Below are 20,820 nucleotides of genomic sequence, written 5' to 3'. Positions count from 1 at the left end.
AGCCACTCGCTCGCGGATCATAACGATCGCAACAATTCTACTGGTTATCGCTGGTCTCGCCGGCGGGCTGACCGCTGTGCTCCGCGCCACCCGCGACAAGGGTGAGGCCGCTCCCGGCCCCCGTTCCGGCACGGGTGCCCAGCAGGTCGACCTGGCGCGCGAGGTGGAGGACTACACCAGCCGCTTCGGCCCGGACCACGGCTACCGGCAGCCCGGCCGAGCGGACCGTACAGCCATCGCCGAGGCGGTCGGCCTGCTCGTCGACGGCCACCGTGAGCAAGCGGAACGATTGCTTTCTCAACGCGACTTCACGGTGCGCACCGTCTTCGACCGGGTCTCCAAACACCGCTACACCGAAGTGGCCGACCGCACCGACGACGCCGTGACGCCGCGCGGCTGGGGCCGGGTCTATATGGACCTGGACCACCGTCCGCGCTGGTCGGTCCAGGTCCCGCACCCGGTCGCCGACCACGGCACCGAACAGCTGGGCGTCCGGGTTCTGCGCGACTCCCCCGGCGGCGTTCTCGTGATCGCAGGAGCACATCGCAAAGCCGGACGCGGGAACTCCGCGGACATGGCGCACCGCCGGGACACCGTCTTCTACGCCATCTGCGCCGAGTTGGTCCGCCGTGGGATGCCCGGGGTCCAGCTGCACGGCATGGCCGCCTCCTCGGCCCCCGGCTACGACGTGGTCGCCTCCACCGGTGCCGGATCGGCCGGCCGCGCGGACGGCCGCGGTCTGGCCGACGCCCTGCGCACGCACGGCTTCCACGTGTGCCGGGCCTGGGCGCGGCACTGCCCGCTGGAGGGCGAGGAGAACGTGGAGGGCCGGGCCGCCGACGCCGCACACGTGCCGTTCCTGCACGTCGAGTTCGCCCCCGAGGTGCGCGTCGACGGGCCGCCCGCCGAGCGCGCGGCCACCGCCGTCAGCGAGATCACACGCCGGTGGGCGACCGCCCCTGTGACAACCTGAGGGCATGGCGGACGACGCGGACGACCGAGACACCCCGGGTGGCACGGCCCCGGCCACTCCCCTGCCGCTGCTCGTTGTGGACGGCGCGAACGTCGTCGGGTCCGTGCCCGACGGCTGGTGGCGCGACCGCCGCGCCGCCGCCGAACGTCTGAGGGAGCGGCTGGTGCCGTTCGCGCGGTCCGGAGCGGGCGGCCTTGCCGGGCCGCTGGAGCTGATCCTGGTGGTCGAGGGCGCGGCCCGGGGCGTGGCCTCCGTGCCCGGGGTGCGCGTGGAGGAGGCGCCCGGCAGCGGCGACGACCTCATCGCGGAACTCACGGCGGCGGCCGGCGACCGCCCGTGCCTGGTCGTGACGGCCGACCGCGAGCTGCGGCGCCGGGTGGCGGAACTGGGCGCCCAGGTCACCGGGCCGCGCACCGTACTGGGCTGACCGGCGCGGCCCGCGCTCCTCACTCCCCCGGCACCCGGGCGTACAGCACCGCCCCGTCGACCCTCCCCACCTCCTCGTAGCGCGCCGCCAGCAGGCGGCGCAGGCTCTCGACGCGGTCGGGTGCGTACGGCTTGCCGCGGGAGTCGTCCACGACCAGGGCGGGCGTGTGCGCGCTCATCTCCTGCCGGAACATCGGCCAGGCGCCCGCGACGGCGTACTTCTCGCCGACCTGCGGGCCGTCGCGCCCGCCGCTGTAGTTGGTGAGGAGCCCGGCGGTCAGATACCTGCTGGCGGGGGTGCGGTCGGCGAGCCAGTACGTCTCGGGGTGTATGCCCCATACCAGGACCCGGTCACCGGGGCCCGTACGGTGGGCCACCGTGTCCGCGAGCCGCTGCGCGTGGGTGAGTTCGGGGCGAGGCGCGAGCAGCCCCCAGGCCAGGAACAGCGTGCAGCAGCAGGCCGAGGTGAGCAGCGCGGTCACCAGCCGGTCACGGGGCAGGATCTGCAGCGCGGCCGTCGCCAACAGGGCCAGTGGCGGGATGAGTTGCAGGTAGTAGTGGCCGAAGAAGTGGAAGCCCAGCAGGACCGCCCCCGCCGACGAGGCCAGCCACAGCCAGAGCTCCGTCGCGCCGGTGCGAGCGACGCGCAGGACCCGTACCACCGGGGGGATCAGGCCCGCGCAGGCCACCGCCAGGATCCCGGTGTTGACCAGCCCCCGTACCAGGACGTGGAGTTCGGAACCGGTGAAGGACGCGTACGCGCCCGAACCGGTGACCGTCCAGAACAGGAACCCCGAGGGGTCGGTGAGCAGCGCCGCGCACAGGACGGGAAGGGCCAGCCCAACTCCCAGGCGTACCGGGCCGCTTCGGGGCGTCGCCGCGGACCGCCACAGCAGCCACACCACCGGCACCAGCACCGCCCCACCCGTCTGTTTCGCCAGCAGCGCGCACGCGACGGCGAGCCCGGCCGCACCCCAGCGGCGCCGGTCCGCGCACCACATCGCCGCGGCGGTGCTCGGCAGCATGAAGACCTCGAAGGTCGCGGCCTGCGCGTCCTCGGGGTTGAGGCCGATGGAGGCCAGCAGATACAGCACGCCCGCCGTACACCCGGCCCGCGCGCCCCAGCGGCGCCGGGCCAGGGACGCGAGCAGCACGGCGGTCGCCAGCTGGGCCACCACCGCGAGCACCCGTACCGAGGTGAGCGAGCCGGAGCCGCACACCGCGAACGCCGCCTCGTACAGCCACGGCACGAGCGGCGGTTTGCGGTCCACGACCGTGTCGTACAGCTCTCCCCCGTGCGCCAGCATCCGCGCCTGTACGGCGAGATAGCCCTCGTCCGGGTTCCACAGCGGCCGTACGAAGGAGGGGGCACGGGTGAGACAGACCAGCACCGCGAGGACGGGCAGCAGCCGTCTCCAGTAGCCGCGGTCCGATACTCGCGACTTGATGACGGAGCGTGGTGATTCCAGGAGCTCGGCGAGCATACGGTGCACGCTATCCGGCCCCGCAGTCTGCACCGAAGCGGGACATACGGGGCCAGGGCATCAACCGGGCCGATTACTCGGCGTCCCGGCCCGGCGGCCTCAGTACCTGGCCCACCGTCGTCTCCTCGTGACGGCCCAGGCGGCTGTGCGAACGCCCGTACAGGAAGTAGACGACGAAGCCGATCACCATCCAGATGGCGAACCGGAGCCAGGTCTCGGCGGGCAGGTTCAGCATCAGCCACAGCGTGGCGAGGACGGACACGACCGGGAGGAACGGCACCCACGGCGTACGGAAGGCGCGGTGCAGGTCGGGGCGGGTACGGCGGAGGATGATCACGCCGATGGCGACGACGACGAAGGCGAAGAGCGTGCCGATGTTCACCAGTTCGGCCAGTTCGCTGAGGCTGGTGAAGCCTGCCAGGATCGCGATGATCACGCCGAGCAGGATCGTCGGCCGGTGGGGGGTTCTGAAGCGGGGGTGGACGCGGGAGAAGAAGCGCGGCAGCAGCCCGTCACGGCTCATCGCGAAGAACACCCGGGTCTGGCCGAGGAGCAGGATCATGCAGACGGTGGTCAGGCCGACAGCGGCGCCGAAGCTGATCACGCCCGCGTACCAGGGGTGTCCGATGGCCTTGAAGGCATCGGCGAGCGGGGCGTCCACGGACAGCTGGGTGTAGTGCTGCATGCCGGTGACCACGATCGCCACGGCGACGTACAGCACGGTGCAGATGAACAGCGAGCCGAGGATGCCGCGCGGCATGTCCCGCTGCGGGTTCTTGGTCTCCTCGGCGGCGGTGGCCACGACGTCGAAGCCGATGAAGGCGAAGAAGACCACGGAGGCGGCGGTGAAGATGCCCATCACACCGAAGTTGGACGGCGCCCAGCCGAACATCAGCTGGATGAGCGGCGCCTTGAGACTGGCGCCCGCCTCCACCGCGTGGGCCTTGGGGATGAACGGCTTGTAGTTGGCGGACTTGACGAAGAAGGCGCCCGCGATGATCACGATGAGGACGACGGTCACCTTGATGGCGACGACGACCTCGGTGACGCGCGCGGACAGTTTCATGCCGATCACGAGGATGACGGTGAGCACCAGCACCAGGGCAGCGGCCAGGATGTCGAAGCCGAACCCCGTGGCGTTCTCCCGGCCACTGAGCGACTCCGGCATGTGCCAGCCCGCGTTGTCCATGAGCGAGCGGATGTAGCCGGACCAGCCGACGGCGACCACCGCCGTGCCGAGCGCGAACTCCAGGACCAGGTCCCAGCCGATGGTCCAGGCGGGGAGCTCGCCGAGTGAGGCGTACGAGAAGGTGTACGCGGATCCGGCCACGGGGACCGTGGAGGCGAACTCCGCGTAGCAGAGCGCGGCGAGCGCGCAGACGACGCCGGCCGCGACGAAGGCCAGGGCGACCGCCGGGCCCGCGTTCTCCTTGGCGACCTTGCCGGTGAGGACGAAGATGCCGGTGCCGATGATGACACCGACGCCGAAGACGGTGAGATCCAGAGCCGACAGCGACTTCTTGAGTGCGTGCTCCGGCTCCTCAGTGTCCAAGATCGACTGTTCGACCCTTTTCGTTCTGAAGAGGGTGCTGCTCACGGGCGTACCTCCCACGCTTGTCGTCCTCGACATGATCGAGGGGGCTCGTGCTGCGTATGCCCCGACATAAGTCGATTCACGCGAAAGGGCCGGTTTCACCACCCGTACAGGGTGCCGAAACCGGCCCATCGGACCCGAAGGGTACGTCAGTCGCGCGCGGGTTCCACCGAGTCCACGGCCTGCGCCGCAGTGCGGTCGAAACGGCCGTCGAGCTTGGCGACGAGGCCGGTGACCTGGCGGGCGATGTCCGGCGCGGTCAGGCCGATCTCCGCCATGACCTCCTTGCGGGAGGCGTGGTCGAGGAAGCGCGGCGGGATGCCGAAGTCGCGCAGCGGGACGTCGACGCCCGCGTCGCGCAGGGCCTGCGCGATCGTCGAACCGACGCCGCCGACGCGGGAGTTGTCCTCGACGGTGACGACCACGCGGTGCTGCTCGGCGAGCGGGGCCATGGCCTCGTCGACCGGCTTGACCCAGCGCGGGTCGACGACGGTCGTGGAAATGCCCTGCTTGTCGAGGAGGTCGGCGATCTCCAGGCACATCGGCGCGAGCGCGCCGACGGAGACGAGCAGCACGTCGGGCGCGTCGGTGCCCGGAGCGCGCAGCACGTCCATGCCGCCGATCCGGCCCACGGCGGGCACGGCCGGGCCGACCGCGCCCTTGGAGAAGCGGACCACGGTCGGCGCGTCCTTCACCTCGACGGCTTCGCGCAGCTGGGCACGGACCTGGTCGGCGTCGCGCGGCGCGGCGAGCCGAAGGCCCGGAACGACCTGGAGGATCGACATGTCCCACATGCCGTTGTGCGAGGCGCCGTCGGTGCCGGTGACGCCCGCCCGGTCCAGGACGAAGGTGACGCCGCACTTGTGCAGGGCCACGTCCATCAGGACCTGGTCGAAGGCGCGGTTGAGGAAGGTCGCGTAGACCGCGAAGACGGGGTGCAGTCCGCCGGTGGCGAGGCCCGCCGCGGAGACGGCGCCGTGCTGCTCGGCGATGCCGACGTCGTAGATGCGGTTCGGGAAGGCGTCCGCGAACTTCTTCAGGCCGACCGGCTGCAGCATCGCCGCCGTGATCGCGACGATGTCCTTGCGCTCCTTGCCCAGCTCGACCATCTCGTCGCCGAAGACGGAGGTCCAGTCGGCACCCGAGGCCTTGATGGGCAGGCCCGTGTCGGGGTGAATGGGGCCGATGCCGTGGAAGCGGTCCGCCTCGTCCTGGAGAGCGGGCTGGTAGCCGCGGCCCTTCTCGGTGAGGCAGTGCACGATGACCGGGCCGCCGAAGCGCTTGGCGCGGGCGAGTGCCGACTCCAGGGCCTCGATGTCGTGGCCGTCGATCGGGCCGACGTACTTCAGGCCGAGGTCCTCGAACATGCCCTGCGGGGCGATGAAGTCCTTGAGGCCCTTCTTGGCGCCGTGCAGGGTCTCGTAGAGGGGCTTGCCGACGACCGGGGTGCGCTCCAGGAGGTCCTTGCCGCGGGCCAGGAAGCGCTCGTAGCCGTCCGTGGTGCGCAGGGTCGCCAGGTGGTTGGCGAGGCCGCCGATCGTGGGGGCGTACGAACGCTCGTTGTCGTTGACGACGATCACCAGGGGGCGGTCCTTGGCATCGGCGATGTTGTTGAGCGCTTCCCATGCCATGCCGCCGGTGAGGGCGCCGTCGCCGATGACGGCGACGACGTGGTCGCTCTTGCCGCGCACCTCGTTGGCCTTCGCGAGACCGTCGGCCCAGCCGAGGACCGTGGAGGCGTGCGAGTTCTCGATGACGTCGTGCTCGGACTCGGCCTGCGAGGGGTAGCCGGACAGGCCGCCCTTCATCTTCAGCTTCGAGAAGTCCTGACGGCCGGTGAGCAGCTTGTGGACGTAGGACTGGTGGCCCGTGTCCCACAGCACCTTGTCCTTGGGCGACTCGAAGACGCGGTGCAGCGCGATGGTGAGCTCCACGACACCGAGATTGGGGCCGAGGTGGCCGCCTGTCTTGGAGACCGCTTCGACGAGAAAGGTCCTGATCTCGCCGGCCAGCTGGTCCAGCTGCTCCAGGCTGAGCCGGTCCAGATCGCGCGGTCCCCTGATGCGGGTCAGCAGCGGCACCCGTGCCTCCTTGCAGTAGAGCTGATCGAGCTTTGCCGGGTCTGTCGAGTCTAATGTTCCGCCTTTCATGGCAGCGGCCGGGCTCCGCCTTGTAGGTCGCGCGTTCGGCCGTAAATCATCCATACGCACGTTCCCTTCAGGTCCCTGCGCACGCCCCGCTCACGGACGGGGAAGTACCCGGGTCCGGACATGGAAGTGCCCGGTACCGCCATTGGTACCGGGCACTTCGTCCAGGGCCGGAAGAGGCAGGACCGCTACGCGCGGCCGGCCGTCTTCTGGGTCTTGCGGGTCACGGCGTCGATGACGACCGTGGCGAGAAGCACACCACCGGTGATCATGTACTGCACCGGAGAGGCGATGCCCTCCAGGGCGAGGCCGTACTGGATCGAGACGATCACGAGCACACCGAGCAGCGCGTTCCAGGTGCGGCCACGGCCACCGAAGAGGCTGGTGCCACCGATGACGGCCGCCGCGATGGCGTTCATCAGGAGGTCACCGGCGCCGGCGCCCTGGTTGGCGGAGGCGATCTTCGAAGCGATGAACAGACCGCCGATCGCGGCGAAGGTACCGGAGATCGCGAAGACCGAGATCCGGACCATCTCCACGTTGATACCCGCACGCCGAGAGGCCTCGACGCTGCCGCCGAGCGCGAAGATCTTCCGCCCGTACGAGGTACGGCGCAGCACGAAGTCCGTGAGCAGCAGCACCGCGACGAAGATCACAACGGCCAACGGCAGGCCCTTGTACTGGTTGTAGAGGATCGCCACGGCGAAGGCGAGGATCGCCAGGAGCGCGGTGCGCACGATGATCTCGCTCACCGGCCGGGACGGCACACCCGCGGCCTCGCGGCGGCGGTTACCGAAGTAGGAGGTGAGGAAGTACGCGGCGGTCACGACGATCGCGAGCGCGTAGGCGGCGGCCACATCGGTGAAGTAGTAGCTGGTCAGCTTGGCGACGACGCCTTCGCTGTCCAGGTTGATGGTGCCGTTGCTGCCGAGGATCTGGAGCATGAAGCCGTTCCAGAACAGCAGACCCGCCAGGGTGACGGCGAAGGCCGGCACACCGATGCGCGCGAAGACGAATCCGTGGATCGCACCGGCGGCCGTGCCGGTGAGGATGGCCAGTACGAAGGCCAGCCACTCGTTCATGCCGTGCGTGACATTCAGCACCGCGAAGGCGGCGCCCGCGACACCGGAGACCGAACCGACCGACAGGTCGATCTCGCCGAGCAGCAGCACAAAGACGATGCCGACGGCGATCATGCCCGTGCCGACCATGGCGACGGAGATGTCGGACAGGTTGCCCGCGGTGAGGAAGTTCGAGTTCAGGCTGGCGAAGATCGCCCAGATGATGATCAGGCCGATGACGACCGGGATGGATCCCAGGTCGCCGGACTTCATCTTCCGCTTGAACTCGGTGACATAGCCCTTGAGGCCCTCCTCGCGGACCAGCAGCCGGGGGTCGACCGCGGTGACCGCGTCGTGCGCCGCCTCGGGGTTCTCCACGACGTGCTCGTCGGGGGTGGCGGAGGTCTTGTCGATGCTCACTTCTGAGCCTCCCCATTGCTGCGCGCCGCACGACGGGTCACGGCGTTGTCCGTGGCGCCCGTGATGGCGGAAATGATCTCTTCCTGGGAGGTCGACTTGACCTCGAAGACGCCGTTGTTGCGCCCCAGGCGCAGGACGGCGACCTTGTCGGCCACGGCCTTCACATCGGCCATGTTGTGGCTGATGAGGAGGACCGCGTGGCCGCGCTCGCGCAGCCGCTCGACCAGGTCGAGAACCTGGGCGGTCTGCTCGACGCCGAGGGCCGCGGTGGGCTCGTCGAGGATGACGAGCTTGGGCTCACCGAGCATCGAGCGGGCGATCGCCACGGTCTGGCGCTGACCGCCGGAGAGCGAGGCGATCGGGATGCGGACGCTGGGGATGCGGATGGACAGCGTGTCCAGCAGCTCGCGGGAGCGGCGTTCCATCTCGACCTCGTCCAGGACGCCGCGCTTCTTCAGCTCCCGGCCCAGGTAGAGGTTGCCGACCACATCGATGTTGTCGCACAGCGCGAGGTCCTGGTAGACGGTCGCCACGCCCAGGTTCTGGGCGTCGTGCGGCTTGTTGATCGATACGGCCTTGCCGTCCCACTCGATGACGCCCTCATCGATGGGATGCACGCCGGCGATCGTCTTGACCAGCGTGGACTTTCCGGCGCCGTTGTCGCCCACCAGGGCGACCACTTCACCGGCGTGGACCTCAAGCTCTACATCGGTGAGCGCCTGGACGGCACCGAATCGCTTGGAGACCCCGCGCAACGCCAGGACAGGCGTAGCGGACACGTGAACCATCTCCTTCGCCGCCTGACCCGGCGGGAGGTTGTGCAGAAAGTTTTGGAGGGGGGTTGTTCCGTCCGGCGCCCCGCCTAGCTTGCGGGGCTGTTGAATGCGGGGCGCCGGAGGGGCTCAGTACGCAAGTCCCGTACGGGAATTCAAGAACGAATTCCCGTACGTGGATAGAGACTTGCGGTGGCTTACTTCAGACCGATCTTGTCGCAGTCGGCCTTGTACGCGGCGGTGCAGATGTCGTTGACCGTGTAGACGCCGTCCTTGATGACGGTGTCCTTGATGTTGTCCTTGGTCAGCGAGGTGACCGCGACGAGCACCGACGGGATCGCCTTGGTGGTCGGGCTGTCGACCTTGTCCTTGGCGACCGAGTCGAGCGACTTGCCCTGGGCGAGCGCGACGGCCATCTCGGCGGCGGCGTCGGCCTCGGGGGCGTACGGCTTGTAGACGCTCATGTACTGCGTACCGGCGACGATGCGCTGCACACCCGCGAGCTCGGCGTCCTGGCCGGTGACCGGGACGGAGATGCCCGCGGCCTTGAGGGCGGTGATGATACCGCCGGCCATGCCGTCGTTGGCGGAGTAGACGCCGATGATGTTCTTCTTGCCGAGAGCCGAAATGGCGCCCTCCATGTTGGAGTTGGCGTTCTCCGGCTTCCACTCCTTGGTGTCGTACTCCTTGCCGATGTTCACCTTGCCGTCGAGCACCTCGTGGGCGCCCGCCTTGAACTGGGCGGCGTTCGGGTCGGTGACCGACCCGTTCATCATGACGATCTTGCCGTCCTTGGCCTTGGAGCCAAGAGCCTTGAGGAGGGCCTCGCCCTGCGTCTTGCCGACGGTCTTGTTGTCGAACGAGGTGTAGGCGTCGATCGGGCCCTGCGCGAGACGGTCGTAGGCGACGACCGGGATGCCGGCGTCCTTGGCCTTCTGCACCGAGTTCTTGATGGCGGCAGCGTCCACAGCGTCCACGATCAGCACGTCCACCTTGTTGGTGATCATCGTGTCGACCTGCTGGTTCTGCGTGCTGGCGTCCTGCTTGGCGTTGGCGTAGACGACCTCGCCCTTGTTGTTCGTCAGCTCCTTGATCTTGCTCTCGATCAGGGGCTTGTCGAACTTCTCGTAACGCGCGGTCTGGTTCTCGGGAAGGAGCAGACCGACCTTGATCGCGTCGCCCTTCTTGGCGGAGCTGGAGCTGTCGCTCTTGTCGCCGGACTCCTTGGCACTGCCACAGGCGGCCAGCGAGACGGCCATAGCACCAGCGGCAACGGCAACGGCGGCACGACGCATACGCGTGTTCACTTCAGAAACCTCCCTGACGAGGCCGCGTCGTTGCGGCCGAGGTGGCTGGAAGTCAACTCGGCCACACGTGCGACGTCAAGAAGTAAATACTTAACGAGATGGCAACGGTGCCATGCGTTCTCTAAGTGAAGGCAGGGGCAACAGCGGTCAGCGATCCGTCCAAAAGGGTCGAATCGCCCATCTCGCTGAGCGCGAGAGCGAGCGCGCCGAGGACCTCCGCGCGGCCCCCCAAGGCCCCTGGCAACACCGAGAGTTGACGTGCGGCGCTGGGGATCGCATAGCGGCCGACCGACTCCCTGATGGGCCCCAGAACCAGCTCCCCGGCCTCGGCGAGATCGCCGCCGAGAACCACCCGGCTCGGGTTGAGCAAATTGCAGAGATTCGCGACTCCGCTGCCGATGTGACGGCCGACGTCGGCGATCACCCGACGACAGCCCGGATCCCCGTCGCGCGCCAGCCTGACCACGCCTTCCATGGTCAGATCGGTGCCGTGACTGGATTGCAGGAGCGGCAGCACATAGCGCGCCGCCGTAAAGGTCTCCAGGCATCCCCGGTTGCCGCAACGGCAGACGGGGCCTGATTCATCAAGAGTGATATGGCCGATTTCTCCCGCAGTGCCGCCAGGCCCGCGGTAGATCTTGCCGTCGATCACCAGACCCGCGCCGACACCGCTGGCGACCTTGATGTACGCCAGGTCCTTGACCCCGCGCCCGCTCCCCCAGACCATCTCGCCGAGCGCGCCCAGGTTGGCGTCGTTGTCCACGTGCACGGGCACGCCGAGCCGCCCCCGCAGCTCCTCGGCGGGCTTCGCGCCGGTCCAGCCCGGCAGGATGGCGGTGGACCCGAGGGTCCCCGACTCCACGTCGATCGGGCCGGGCACACCGAGCCCCACACCCGCGATCTTGGACCGGTCGACCCCGGTTGCCGCGATCAGGCGGTTGACCAGCTCTTCCGCCCGGTCGAAGCCCTGCGCGGCGGAGGCGTCCACATCCAGCGGCTCGGACTCCTCGGCCAGTACCTGGTGGGCGAGATTTCCGACCGCGACGCGCAAATGTGTATGCCCGAAGTCGACCCCGATGACGATGCCGGCGTCTCCGCTCAGACTGACGCTGCGGGCCCTGCGTCCGCCCGCCGAAGTGGGTGTGACCTCGACCGTTCCGCCGTCCTTGAGCTCCCGGACGATATTGGAAACGGTCGCGGCGGACAGGCCCGTCGTCCTCGCGATCTCCGCCTGCGTGAGCGAACCGGCAAGGCGCACCGCACGTACGACGCGCTCCAGATTGGCTCGGTGCAGCGACGACTGCGACCCCGGAGTCTCCACGACGACCTCCCGCGTACGAGGCCGCCACGATGAGGCCTCGCCTATGTCCAACTAGTGAACTCTAAGCTGAGCCGTTTGGGTCACCTCCCGTCAAGAGGTTGAGCTGCATCCGGCGCGGATGAGCACGCGTGAGCGCCGTATCCCAGGAAAACCCAGCCGTGACATGACACGGGCGATGCGTGCGTGGCCCACGTCACAGCCACATATCAAGACCACTTACAAGTTGTCACCTTCTCGGCCGTGAACGATCAAGCTTGCACTCTCGATCATTCACACCTCGTCGCGCTCCCGACTGCCCCCTACGACGGAACGGTCACGGGTCGCATCCACCCACTCTCTCGTTATGACGGAGCAGGTGCGGGTGTGGTGACAAACACCCACGCCGAGCGTGCGCGATCGCGCACGTTGACCCCGGCGACGACGTCGGCGGGCCCAGCGAGGCCGCACCGACGACAACAGAAGCGATCCCGAGTGGACCGATTGGCCCTCTCGGTATGGCCGCAGCGCGGGCAGCGCTGCGAGGTGTAGGCCGCGTCCACCTCCAGGAACGGCACCCCGGCCCTTTTGGCCTTGTAGGCCAAGTGCTGACCGAGCTGGCGGAAGGGCCAGCGGGAGAAGGTGGTCCGCTGGTCGCGGCGAAGCCGTACCCGTTCGCGGATCCCGTCCAGCTGCTCGACGGCGATTCCGCGACCGGTGCGTTGCGCGACGGCCACAATCTCCTTGGAAATGCGGTGGTTGACATGAGTGGCATGCCGTTGTTCACGACATGCACGCTGTGCGAGGCGCCGCTTGGCCGAGCGGGTGCCCTTGGCTTGGAGTTCGGTGCGCTTGCGGGCCTGCCAGCGCCGATAACGCCCCAGCCGTCGGCCCTGGTAGTTGGCGCCCTCCGAGGTGGTGGCAAGGTTGACGATGCCACGGTCCACGCCGATCCAGTCCACAGGCTCATACACCGGCTGCTCCGGCACCTCGCAGGTGGCGACGAGGAACCATTTCCCGCCCGCCTGGACAAGGTCGCTCTCCCCCTTGCGGTATTGCACCAGAGTCTTCAATTGGTCGGGCGAGCAGGTGAACCCCAGGCCTTTCAACCGTCCGCCGATAGTCCAGATGGACACGGTTCCCGCATCGAGCTGCCAGGAAAGGCAGCGGTCATCAAAGGGCTGTGCGGCCTCGGGCCGGAAGACAACCGCTTGCCCGGCCGCCTTTCGGTATCGCTTCGAACCCGACTTCCCCAGGTTGCCCGCCGCCAGATTGGCGCGCAGCGTCGCATACGCGTCTACGACCTTCTTCACTACCCGCACCGCAGGCTGAGCCGACAGGCCGAATGCGGCCTTCACTTCCGCGTAAACCAGCGTCTGCAACTCATTGCGCGAGGTGACGCCCTGTTCGAATGCCACTCGCGAGACATGGATGGCAGCACGGTTGCAGGCAAGCAGCGTCGCCCCCAGCGCCGACGCCTGCTCAGGCGTCGGCAGCAGCTTGACCCGCACAACCAGCTTCATGACCGATCACGCTAGCCACACAGCCGCACGGATGAACCAACTCCGCACACATGCACCAAATTCAGTGACAAACCGACCATGCGTTCGCATCTATGACGAGGTTGCCAGGCTGCTACTTGAGGGCACCCGCCGTCAGCCCCTGCACCACCTGCCGCTGGAAGATGATGTACGCGGCGAGAACCGGCAACATCGCCATCACCAGGCCCGCGAACAGGCCCGACCAGTCGCCCTTGTACCCCTGGCTGGTCGCCAGCTCGACGAGGCCCTGGGAGAGCACCTTCTTGTCCGGGTCGGTGTTCAGCACCGTCGGGAGCATGTACTGGTTCCACTGCCCCAGGAAGTTGAAGATGCCGACGCTGACCAGACCCGGCTTAGCCATCGGCAGCATGATCTGGAAGAAGGTCCTGGTGTGCGACGCGCCGTCGACGAACGCCGCCTCGGCGATAGAGGTCGGCAGTGTCCTGAAGAACGATGTCAGGAAGAAGACGGTGAACGGCAGTGAGTAGGCGATGTAGACGAGGATCAGGCCCGGCAGCGTATTCAGCAGTTGCATGTTGTTCAGCACATAGAACAGCGGCACCAGAGCGAGCATGATCGGGAAGCTCATTCCTCCGACGAAGAGGAAGTAGATGAAGCGGTTGCCGGGGAACTCGAAGCGGGCCAGCACGTACGCCGCCATCGAGCCGAGTACGAGCGTGCCCACCAGCGAGAAGCCCACCACGATGAGCGTGTTGCCGAAGTAGTCGCTCATGTGCGCCTGCGACCAGGCGCGCGACCAGTTGTCGAAGTGCAGCTTGTCCGGTAGTGACCAGGGTGAGCTGAAGATGGAGTCGTCGTCCTTGAAGGACGTCATCACCGCCCAGACGAGCGGCAGGACGACCATGATCGCCCAGATGATGAGGATGCCGTGCGAGAAGACGCTCAGGACGCCTCCCTCACTGTTCTTCACCTTCTCGGGCGGGGCCGGCGTCTTCATCACCCGCGGGTGAACCTCGACCGGGTCCGCGGGCGGCGGGGTGTCAGTGGTCTTCATCAGAACTCCAGCCGCTCTCGCCGGCCCAGCCGCATCACGATCGCTGCGAACAGCAGCGTGACGATGAGGAGGGCAACGCCAATCGTTGTCGCGTAGGCGGCGTTCGCGTCGCGGAACGCCGATTGGTAGACGTACAGCGGCAGGACCGTGGTCGAGTAGTCGGGACCGCCGGGACCCACCGTCATGATCTGCACGGCGGCGAAGGCCTCCGCGCCGAGGGCCAGAATGCCCATGTAGACCCATCCGGACTGCACGGTGTCCCAGAGCAGCGGAAGAGTGATTTTGAAGAACGTGGTGAACCGGTTCGCGCCGTCGAGGAGAGCGGCCTCGTAGAAGTCCTTCGGAATCGAGGCCATTCCAGCGGAGAACAGCACGACGAAGAACCCGACGGTGCTCCACAGGAGCACCGTCATCACACACCACAGGGCGAGACCCGGATCGCCCAGCCAGTCCGGCTGGACACTGCCGAGGCCGATGGCCTTCAGAGTCCCGTTGATCACACCGTCGTTGGGGTTGTACGCGAACTGGAAGAGCAGGGAGACGATCGCGATCGACAGCACCTGCGGGAAGAAATAGGCGATCTTGTAAAAGCCTGAACCGCGCACTCCGGTGATGGCGGCGCCTTTGCGGCGCCGCCCACCGACATTGAGCATGAAGGCGAAGAAGAGCGCAAGGCCCAGCGTCACCAGCGGCAGCAGCAATGCGAATACCAGGCTGTGCTGCAACGATTTCCAGAAGATGTCGTCGTGCAGCATTCTTGTGTAGTTCGCGAAGCCAACCATCTTGAAGTCGGGGCTCAGGCCGGTCCAGTCCGTGAACGAGTAGTAGATCGCCTGGATGAACGGCCAGATCACGAAGATCGCGTACAAGGCCAAGGGGGTTACCAAGAACCCCACAATGAACCGGTACTTGCCGTGTTGCATGGTTACCGACCCCGATCTCTTCGCGGGTGCCGCCGCTGGTGACGTATGCGCACGTGCCGCTGCTACTGGTGCTTGTAGTGCTTGATGGACTGATCCTTGGCCGCCGCGTCCGCGTAACCCTGGATCTTCTTGATGGCCTCGGCCGGGGTCAGTCGCCCTGCCATCATCTCGCCGAGACCGGCAACACCGATCTGCTCCTTCTGAAGCTTCACGTACCAGTCCTGGAGGCGCGGGTTGACCACGTTGTCGCCGGCCTTCTCCAGCGCCGCGACACCGGACTTGAGGCCGGGGGTCAGCGTGATGCCGTCGGTACCGCCGTTGAAGGCCGTCAGCGACTTCACCTGGCTGGTGAAGTTCTTCGACGAAGCCTCGCTGAGCATGATGCGCAGTTGTTCCATACCGCCCGGGGCGTTGGCCGCCTTGGCCGGGACGATGAAGGGCTCTCCGCCGGAGGCCCAGATGGTGCCGAACGGCATCTTGTCGGAGCTGTCGAGGCTGGACGGGCCGCTGACGGCCAGGTTGAAGTCCTTTGGGATCACGTTCGCGGACTCATTCTCCACCCAGGACCCGTTCGGAATGAAGAGCGCCTTGCCCTTCGCCCAGGCGGTCTGCGACTGGATGTGGTCGATGCCCGGGGTGCCCTTGAGGATGTAGCCCTTCTTGTAGAGCTCGTAGTACGCCTCGAACGCGGCCTTGACGGCAGGGTCCTTCCAGGCGTTCGGCTCCAGATTGTCGATCTTGTCGAGGACCTCGCGGCCACCGATCTTGGCGATGAAGGGGTAGAGCGAGAACGGCAGGTAGTACGGGTACTTGCCCGCGTACGTCCAGCCGGCGATGCCCTGCTTCTTCGCCTTCGCGCACAGCGCGAGCATGGCGTCCCAGTCCTCGGGGTACGTCGAGTCGAGCTTGTCGAGGGCGGTCTGGGAGTACCAGACGCCGTAGACCGTGTAGGCGTAGTACATGATCCAGACAGGGTCGCCGTCGAACTGGCCCATCTCGACGATGCCGGGGCGCAGCGTGTCGCGGACCTTCTTCGTCGGGTCGTCGATAGACGGCGCGTCGAGGAGCGGGGTCAGGTCGGTCAGCTGCTTCTTGCCGACGAGCACACCCATGTCCATCTGCTGGGCGCCCGAGTTGTCGATCAGGTCCGGAGGAGTGCCACCGTTGAACTTGGGCTGCAGCTCGGACTGGATCTTCTGGGTCTTGTGGAAATTGATCTTGACCTTGGGGTACGCCTTCTTGTACTCGGCGTTGGCGTCGGTCGCGTACTTCGTACCGAAACCGCCGTCGAAGATGACGACCGAGAGCGCGGCCGTCTCATTGACGCCCAGCGGGTTCTTCTTCGTCTTCTTGCCGGCTTTGGCCTTGTCCTCCGAGCCACTGTCGCTGCTCGCACACGCGGACAGGAAGCTCATCGTCGGTACGGAGATCAGGCCGAGTGCCGCCGACCGCTTGATCAGATCACGGCGGCCGACACCCTCGGGGTTGCTGTTCTCGGCGGAAGTGGATCCCATGCTCAAGTCCTCGCCTTCTCCAGGACTCAGGCGGTGAACCGGATCCTCCCCGGCACCGCGGTTAGGTCAAGCTGGGGTCGTGCGTGGGGGATTCAGTGGGACGACGCGACGGTAGGTGTATGTGACACGGTCCGTGGCCTCCCGATTTCCCCCCTGGGTCCTGCCTGTCCACGGCCGTCGAACGACGGGGCAGACGCCGACAGGTATAGTCCACTTCCCGCCAACGGAGCAAGATCGAATGCAGGTTTGCCGGTGGGTCTTTTCCGAGTTGAGACCTCACGGAAATATGGGACACCCGTGACTTGCCCCGGCGAAGATCCACAGGGTGCCAACCTCCCACATTGGGAGTAATGCGCAGCTCGTCGCGCGGCATTCGCCCCGGACACCCCACCCAACACCCTTGACATCACTGACAACTTGACGCCCAAATGGTCCTTGCGCAGCGAAGTTGACAACGTTGTCCAAGCGCAGGGAGGGTGCTCGCGCATGCAGCACAGAGCTCGGTACAGACGGAGTTCTTCGACTCGTCCCATTTGGGGTTCCTCAACGCTCATGGGGGTGGCAGCGCTTTCTCTGGTGGTCGCCTCGCAGGGCGTGGCGGTCGCCCTTCCCGCTCAAGCGGCGGCCGCCGACCGGGAGTTCGCCTCCTCGTTCGAATCGGGCGATCCCGCGCCGGACTGGTTGAATACTGTCGATACGACACCAGATGGGACCAAGCGATCCTCCGGTGTCGACGGCGGCTACAGCACCGGCATCCCCGGCAATGTCACCGACCACGTCACCGACGTCCGCGCCAGCGGCGAGAACACCGGCGCGGGCGAGGTGAAGGAGAACCTCGTCGACGGCGAGTCGAGCACCAAGTGGCTGACCTTCGAGCCCACCGGCTGGGCGGAGTTCGACCTCGACGCCCCGGTCAAGGTGGTCACGTACGCGCTTACTTCGGCCAACGACCACGACGAGCGCGACCCGCGGGACTGGACCCTGCAGGGCTCCACGGACGGCAAGGACTGGAAGACCCTCGACACGCGCTCCGGAGAGTCCTTCGGCGAGCGGTTCCAGACCAAGTCGTACGACATCGCGAGCCCCGTCGAGTACCAGCACTTCCGGCTCGACATCACGAAGAACAACGGCGGCGACATCCTCCAGCTCGCCGACGTCCAGTTCTCGACGGGCCAGAGCGACGACCCGACGCCCAAGGACATGCTCTCGCTGGTGGACCGCGGCCCGAGCGGCTCGCCCACCGCGAAGGCGGGCGCGGGCTTCACGGGCAAGCGGGCGCTGCGCTACGCCGGTACGCACAAGCCGGACGGCCGGGCCTACTCGTACAACAAGGTCTTCGACGTGAACGTGACCGTCGGCCGGGACACCGAGCTGTCGTACCGGATCTTCCCGTCCATGGCGGACGGCGACCGGGACTACGACGCCACGAACGTGGCCGTGGACCTGGTCTTCACCGACGGCAGCTACCTCAGTGACCTGGGCGCGACGGACCAGCACGGCTTCGCGCTGACGCCGCAGGGGCAGGGCGCGGCCAAGGTGCTGTACGTCAACCAGTGGAACAACGTGGCCTCGCGGATCGGTTCGGTCGCGGCCGGCAAGACCGTGGACCGGATCGTGCTGGCGTACGACTCGCCGAAGGGGCCCGCGAAGTTCCGCGGCTGGCTGGACGACGTCTCGCTTCGTGTGAAGCAGCCCGAGAAGCCGAAGGCCCATCTGTCCGACTACGCGTCGACCATCCGCGGCACCAACTCCAGCGGTGGCTTCTCTCGCGGCAACAACTTCCCGGCGACGGCCGTCCCGCACGGCTTCAACTTCTGGACGCCGGTGACCAACGCGGGCTCGCTGAGCTGGCTCTATGACTACGCCCGCGCCAACAACTCGGACAATCTGCCCACGATCCAGGCGTTCAGCGCGAGCCACGAGCCCAGCCCCTGGATGGGGGACCGGCAGACCTTCCAGGTGATGCCGTCGGCCGCGTCGGGCACCCCGGACACCGGCCGGGAGGCCCGCGAGCTCGCCTTCCGTCATGAGAACGAGACCGCGCGCCCGTACTACTACGGGGTGACCTTCGAGAACGGGCTCAAGGCGGAGATGGCGCCGACGGACCACGCCGCCTCGTTGAGGTTCACCTATCCCGGTGATGACGCGAGCGTGGTCTTCGACAACGTCACGGAGCAGGCGGGGCTGACGCTCGACAAGGAGAACGGGATCGTCACCGGGTACTCGGACGTGAAGTCCGGCTTGTCGACCGGGGCCACGCGGCTCTTCGTGTACGGGGTCTTCGACGCGAAGGTGACCGGAGGGGACTCCAGCGGGGTCAAGGGCTATCTGCGCTTCGCTCCTTCGCAGGACCACACCGTCACCCTGCGCCTCGCCACCTCGCTCATCAGCATCGACCAGGCCAAGGACAACCTCCGCCAGGAGATCCCCGACGGCACGTCCTTCGGCACGGTCAAGGACCGCGCGCAGAAGCAGTGGGACAAGCTGCTCGGCAGGGTGGAGGTAGAGGGCGCGACGCCGGACCAGCTGACGACGCTGTACTCCAGCATGTACCGGCTGTACCTGTACCCCAACTCCGGGTTCGAGAAGGTCGGTTCAAAGTACCAGTACGCGTCACCGTTCTCGCCGATGCCGAGTCCCGACACCCCCACGCACACCGGCGCGAAGATCGTCGACGGCAAGGTGTACGTCAACAACGGCTTCTGGGACACCTATCGGACGACATGGCCGGCGTACTCGCTCCTGACGCCCGGTCAAGCGGGTGAGATGGTCGACGGGTTCGTGCAGCAGTACAAGGACGGCGGCTGGACCTCGCGCTGGTCCTCGCCGGGTTACGCCGACCTCATGACCGGCACCTCCTCGGACGTGGCGTTCGCGGACGCCTACGTCAAGGGTGTCGACTTCGACGCGGAGTCGGCGTACGACGCGGCCCTGAAGAACGCCACCGTCGTCCCGCCCACGTCGGGCGTGGGCCGCAAGGGCATGTCGACCTCCCCCTTCCTCGGCTACACGAGCACCGACACGCACGAGGGCCTGTCGTGGGCGCTGGAGGGCTACCTCAACGACTACGGCATCGCGAAGATGGGACGGGCGCTCTACAAGAAGACCGGAAAGAAGCACTACAAGGAGGAGTCGGACTACTTCCTCAACCGCGCCCAGGACTATGTGAATCTCTTCGACTCGAAGGCCGGTTTCTTCCAGGGCCGCGACGACAAGGGCGACTGGCGGGTCGAGTCGTCGAAGTACGACCCGCGCGTGTGGGGCTACGACTACACGGAGACCAACGGCTGGGGCTACGCGTTCACCGCGCCGCAGGACTCGCGGGGGCTCGCCAACCTGTACGGCGGCCGCAGCGGGTTGGCGGAGAAGCTCGACGCGTACTTCGCGACGCCGGAGACGGCCTCGCCCGAGTTCGTGGGCTCGTACGGCGGGGTCATCCATGAGATGACCGAGGCCCGCGATGTACGGATGGGCATGTACGGGCACTCCAACCAGGTGGCTCACCACGTGAACTACATGTACGACGCGGCGGGTCAACCCTGGAAGACTCAGAAGAACGTCCGCGAGGTCCTCTCCCGTCTCTACACCGGCAGCGAGATCGGGCAGGGCTACCACGGCGACGAGGACAACGGCGAGCAGTCGGCCTGGTACCTCTTCTCCTCGCTCGGCTTCTACCCGCTGGTGATGGGCAGCGGTGAGTACGCCATCGGCTCCCCGCTGTTCACCAAGGCGACGGTCCATCTGGAGAACGGCGAGGACCTGGTCGTCAAGGCGCCCAAGAACAGCGCGAAGAACGTGTACGTGCAGGGCCTGAAGGTCAACGGCAAGAAATGGACGTCGACTTCGCTCCCGCACTCGGTCGTCTCGCGTGGCGGAGTCCTGGAGTTCGACATGGGCTCCAAGCCGTCCTCCTGGGGCACCGGCAAGGACGCGGCGCCCGTGTCGATCACGCAGGACGACAAGGTGCCCTCACCCCGCACGGACGCCCTCAAGGGAGACGGCGCGCTCTTCGACAACACCTCGGCGACGGACGCCACGGTCACCTCCGTCGACCTGCCGGTCAGCTCTGACACCAAGGCGGTTCAGTACACGCTGACGTCGTCCGCGGACCATACGAAGGCTCCGACCGGCTGGGTCCTGCAGGGCTCGTCCGACGGCAGCGAGTGGACCGACCTCGACAAGCGCTCCGGCGAGTCCTTCGCCTGGGACAAGCAGACCCGGGCGTTCACGGTCGCGGACCCGGGCTCCTATGCGCACTACCGCCTGGTCCTCGACGGCGAGGCGACGCTCGCGGAGGTGGAACTGCTCGCCTGACGCATACCCCCACGGGAGAGGGGCGGGCGCG

Annotated in this window: 14 protein-coding genes; 3 read left to right on the top strand and 11 right to left on the bottom strand. The window is 67.2% G+C overall.

The window, feature by feature from the left end:
* Positions 1-76: 76 nt before the first annotated feature.
* Together AB5J53_RS36285 and AB5J53_RS36280 are read left to right on the top strand one after the other, a co-directional pair.
* On the top strand, positions 77-973 hold the full coding sequence (locus AB5J53_RS36285; protein ID WP_369249826.1) for a hypothetical protein: 897 nt from the start codon (positions 77-79) through the stop codon (positions 971-973).
* Between the two features lie 4 nt (positions 974-977).
* Positions 978-1,400: an NTP pyrophosphohydrolase gene (locus AB5J53_RS36280; protein ID WP_369249825.1), complete on the top strand. Its 423-nt coding sequence runs from the start codon at positions 978-980 to the stop codon at positions 1,398-1,400.
* 19 nt (positions 1,401-1,419) lie between these two features.
* On the opposite strand, the gene AB5J53_RS36275 is transcribed toward AB5J53_RS36280, so the two are convergent.
* From AB5J53_RS36275 to ngcE, 11 genes are all read right to left on the bottom strand, one after another.
* A complete protein-coding gene (locus AB5J53_RS36275; protein ID WP_369249824.1) occupies positions 1,420-2,883 on the bottom strand; it encodes an ArnT family glycosyltransferase in 1,464 nt (487 codons plus the stop codon).
* Between the two features lie 73 nt (positions 2,884-2,956).
* A complete protein-coding gene (locus AB5J53_RS36270) occupies positions 2,957-4,480 on the bottom strand; it encodes an amino acid permease (protein ID WP_369249823.1) in 1,524 nt (507 codons plus the stop codon).
* A gap of 146 nt (positions 4,481-4,626) precedes the next feature.
* Entirely contained in the window at positions 4,627-6,558 is a 1,932-nt protein-coding gene (gene dxs / locus AB5J53_RS36265; RefSeq protein ID WP_369249822.1) for a 1-deoxy-D-xylulose-5-phosphate synthase, read from the bottom strand.
* Positions 6,559-6,812: 254 nt separating this feature from the next.
* On the bottom strand, positions 6,813-8,105 hold the full coding sequence (locus AB5J53_RS36260; RefSeq protein WP_369249821.1) for a sugar ABC transporter permease: 1,293 nt from the start codon (positions 8,103-8,105) through the stop codon (positions 6,813-6,815).
* On the bottom strand, positions 8,102-8,893 hold the full coding sequence (locus AB5J53_RS36255) for an ATP-binding cassette domain-containing protein (protein WP_369249820.1): 792 nt from the start codon (positions 8,891-8,893) through the stop codon (positions 8,102-8,104). The genes AB5J53_RS36260 and AB5J53_RS36255 overlap by 4 nt, the downstream gene beginning before the upstream one ends.
* 182 nt (positions 8,894-9,075) lie before the next feature.
* Positions 9,076-10,173: a substrate-binding domain-containing protein gene (locus AB5J53_RS36250; RefSeq protein ID WP_369252670.1), complete on the bottom strand. Its 1,098-nt coding sequence runs from the start codon at positions 10,171-10,173 to the stop codon at positions 9,076-9,078.
* Between the two features lie 133 nt (positions 10,174-10,306).
* On the bottom strand, positions 10,307-11,506 hold the full coding sequence (locus AB5J53_RS36245) for an ROK family transcriptional regulator (protein WP_369249819.1): 1,200 nt from the start codon (positions 11,504-11,506) through the stop codon (positions 10,307-10,309).
* A 341-nt stretch (positions 11,507-11,847) separates the two neighbouring features.
* Positions 11,848-13,005, bottom strand: a complete 1,158-nt coding sequence (locus tag AB5J53_RS36240) for an RNA-guided endonuclease InsQ/TnpB family protein (RefSeq protein ID WP_369249818.1) — start codon at positions 13,003-13,005, stop codon at positions 11,848-11,850.
* A gap of 112 nt (positions 13,006-13,117) precedes the next feature.
* A complete protein-coding gene (locus AB5J53_RS36235) occupies positions 13,118-14,038 on the bottom strand; it encodes a carbohydrate ABC transporter permease (protein ID WP_369249817.1) in 921 nt (306 codons plus the stop codon).
* A complete protein-coding gene (locus tag AB5J53_RS36230; RefSeq protein WP_369249816.1) occupies positions 14,038-14,961 on the bottom strand; it encodes a carbohydrate ABC transporter permease in 924 nt (307 codons plus the stop codon). The genes AB5J53_RS36235 and AB5J53_RS36230 overlap by 1 nt, the downstream gene beginning before the upstream one ends.
* A 62-nt stretch (positions 14,962-15,023) precedes the next feature.
* Positions 15,024-16,475, bottom strand: a complete 1,452-nt coding sequence (gene ngcE / locus AB5J53_RS36225; RefSeq protein WP_369249815.1) for an N-acetylglucosamine/diacetylchitobiose ABC transporter substrate-binding protein — start codon at positions 16,473-16,475, stop codon at positions 15,024-15,026.
* A gap of 552 nt (positions 16,476-17,027) precedes the next feature.
* On the opposite strand from ngcE, the gene AB5J53_RS36220 reads away from it, so the two are divergent.
* Positions 17,028-20,789, top strand: a complete 3,762-nt coding sequence (locus AB5J53_RS36220; protein WP_369249814.1) for a GH92 family glycosyl hydrolase — start codon at positions 17,028-17,030, stop codon at positions 20,787-20,789.
* Positions 20,790-20,820: the final 31 nt, after the last annotated feature.

The sequence above is a fragment of the Streptomyces sp. R41 genome (genome assembly GCF_041053055.1).
In the GTDB taxonomy this organism is placed as follows: domain Bacteria; phylum Actinomycetota; class Actinomycetes; order Streptomycetales; family Streptomycetaceae; genus Streptomyces.
The sequence above is the reverse complement of the archived record's forward strand: the minus strand, read 5'-3'. Positions and strand labels throughout refer to the sequence as shown.

What these genes read in the sequence shown, in the direction of transcription:
- AB5J53_RS36280 (WP_369249825.1), top strand. Translation starts at nt 978, where the DNA reads ATGGCGGACGACGCGGACGACCGAGACACCCCGGGTGGCACGGCCCCG.
- AB5J53_RS36275 (WP_369249824.1), bottom strand. Translation starts at nt 2,883, where the DNA reads ATGCTCGCCGAGCTCCTGGAATCACCACGCTCCGTCATCAAGTCGCGA.
- AB5J53_RS36255 (WP_369249820.1), bottom strand. Translation starts at nt 8,893, where the DNA reads ATGGTTCACGTGTCCGCTACGCCTGTCCTGGCGTTGCGCGGGGTCTCC.
- AB5J53_RS36250 (WP_369252670.1), bottom strand. Translation starts at nt 10,173, where the DNA reads ATGCGTCGTGCCGCCGTTGCCGTTGCCGCTGGTGCTATGGCCGTCTCG.
- AB5J53_RS36240 (WP_369249818.1), bottom strand. Translation starts at nt 13,005, where the DNA reads ATGAAGCTGGTTGTGCGGGTCAAGCTGCTGCCGACGCCTGAGCAGGCG.
- AB5J53_RS36235 (WP_369249817.1), bottom strand. Translation starts at nt 14,038, where the DNA reads ATGAAGACCACTGACACCCCGCCGCCCGCGGACCCGGTCGAGGTTCAC.
- AB5J53_RS36230 (WP_369249816.1), bottom strand. Translation starts at nt 14,961, where the DNA reads ATGCAACACGGCAAGTACCGGTTCATTGTGGGGTTCTTGGTAACCCCC.
- ngcE (WP_369249815.1), bottom strand. Translation starts at nt 16,475, where the DNA reads ATGGGATCCACTTCCGCCGAGAACAGCAACCCCGAGGGTGTCGGCCGC.
- AB5J53_RS36220 (WP_369249814.1), top strand. Translation starts at nt 17,028, where the DNA reads ATGGGGGTGGCAGCGCTTTCTCTGGTGGTCGCCTCGCAGGGCGTGGCG.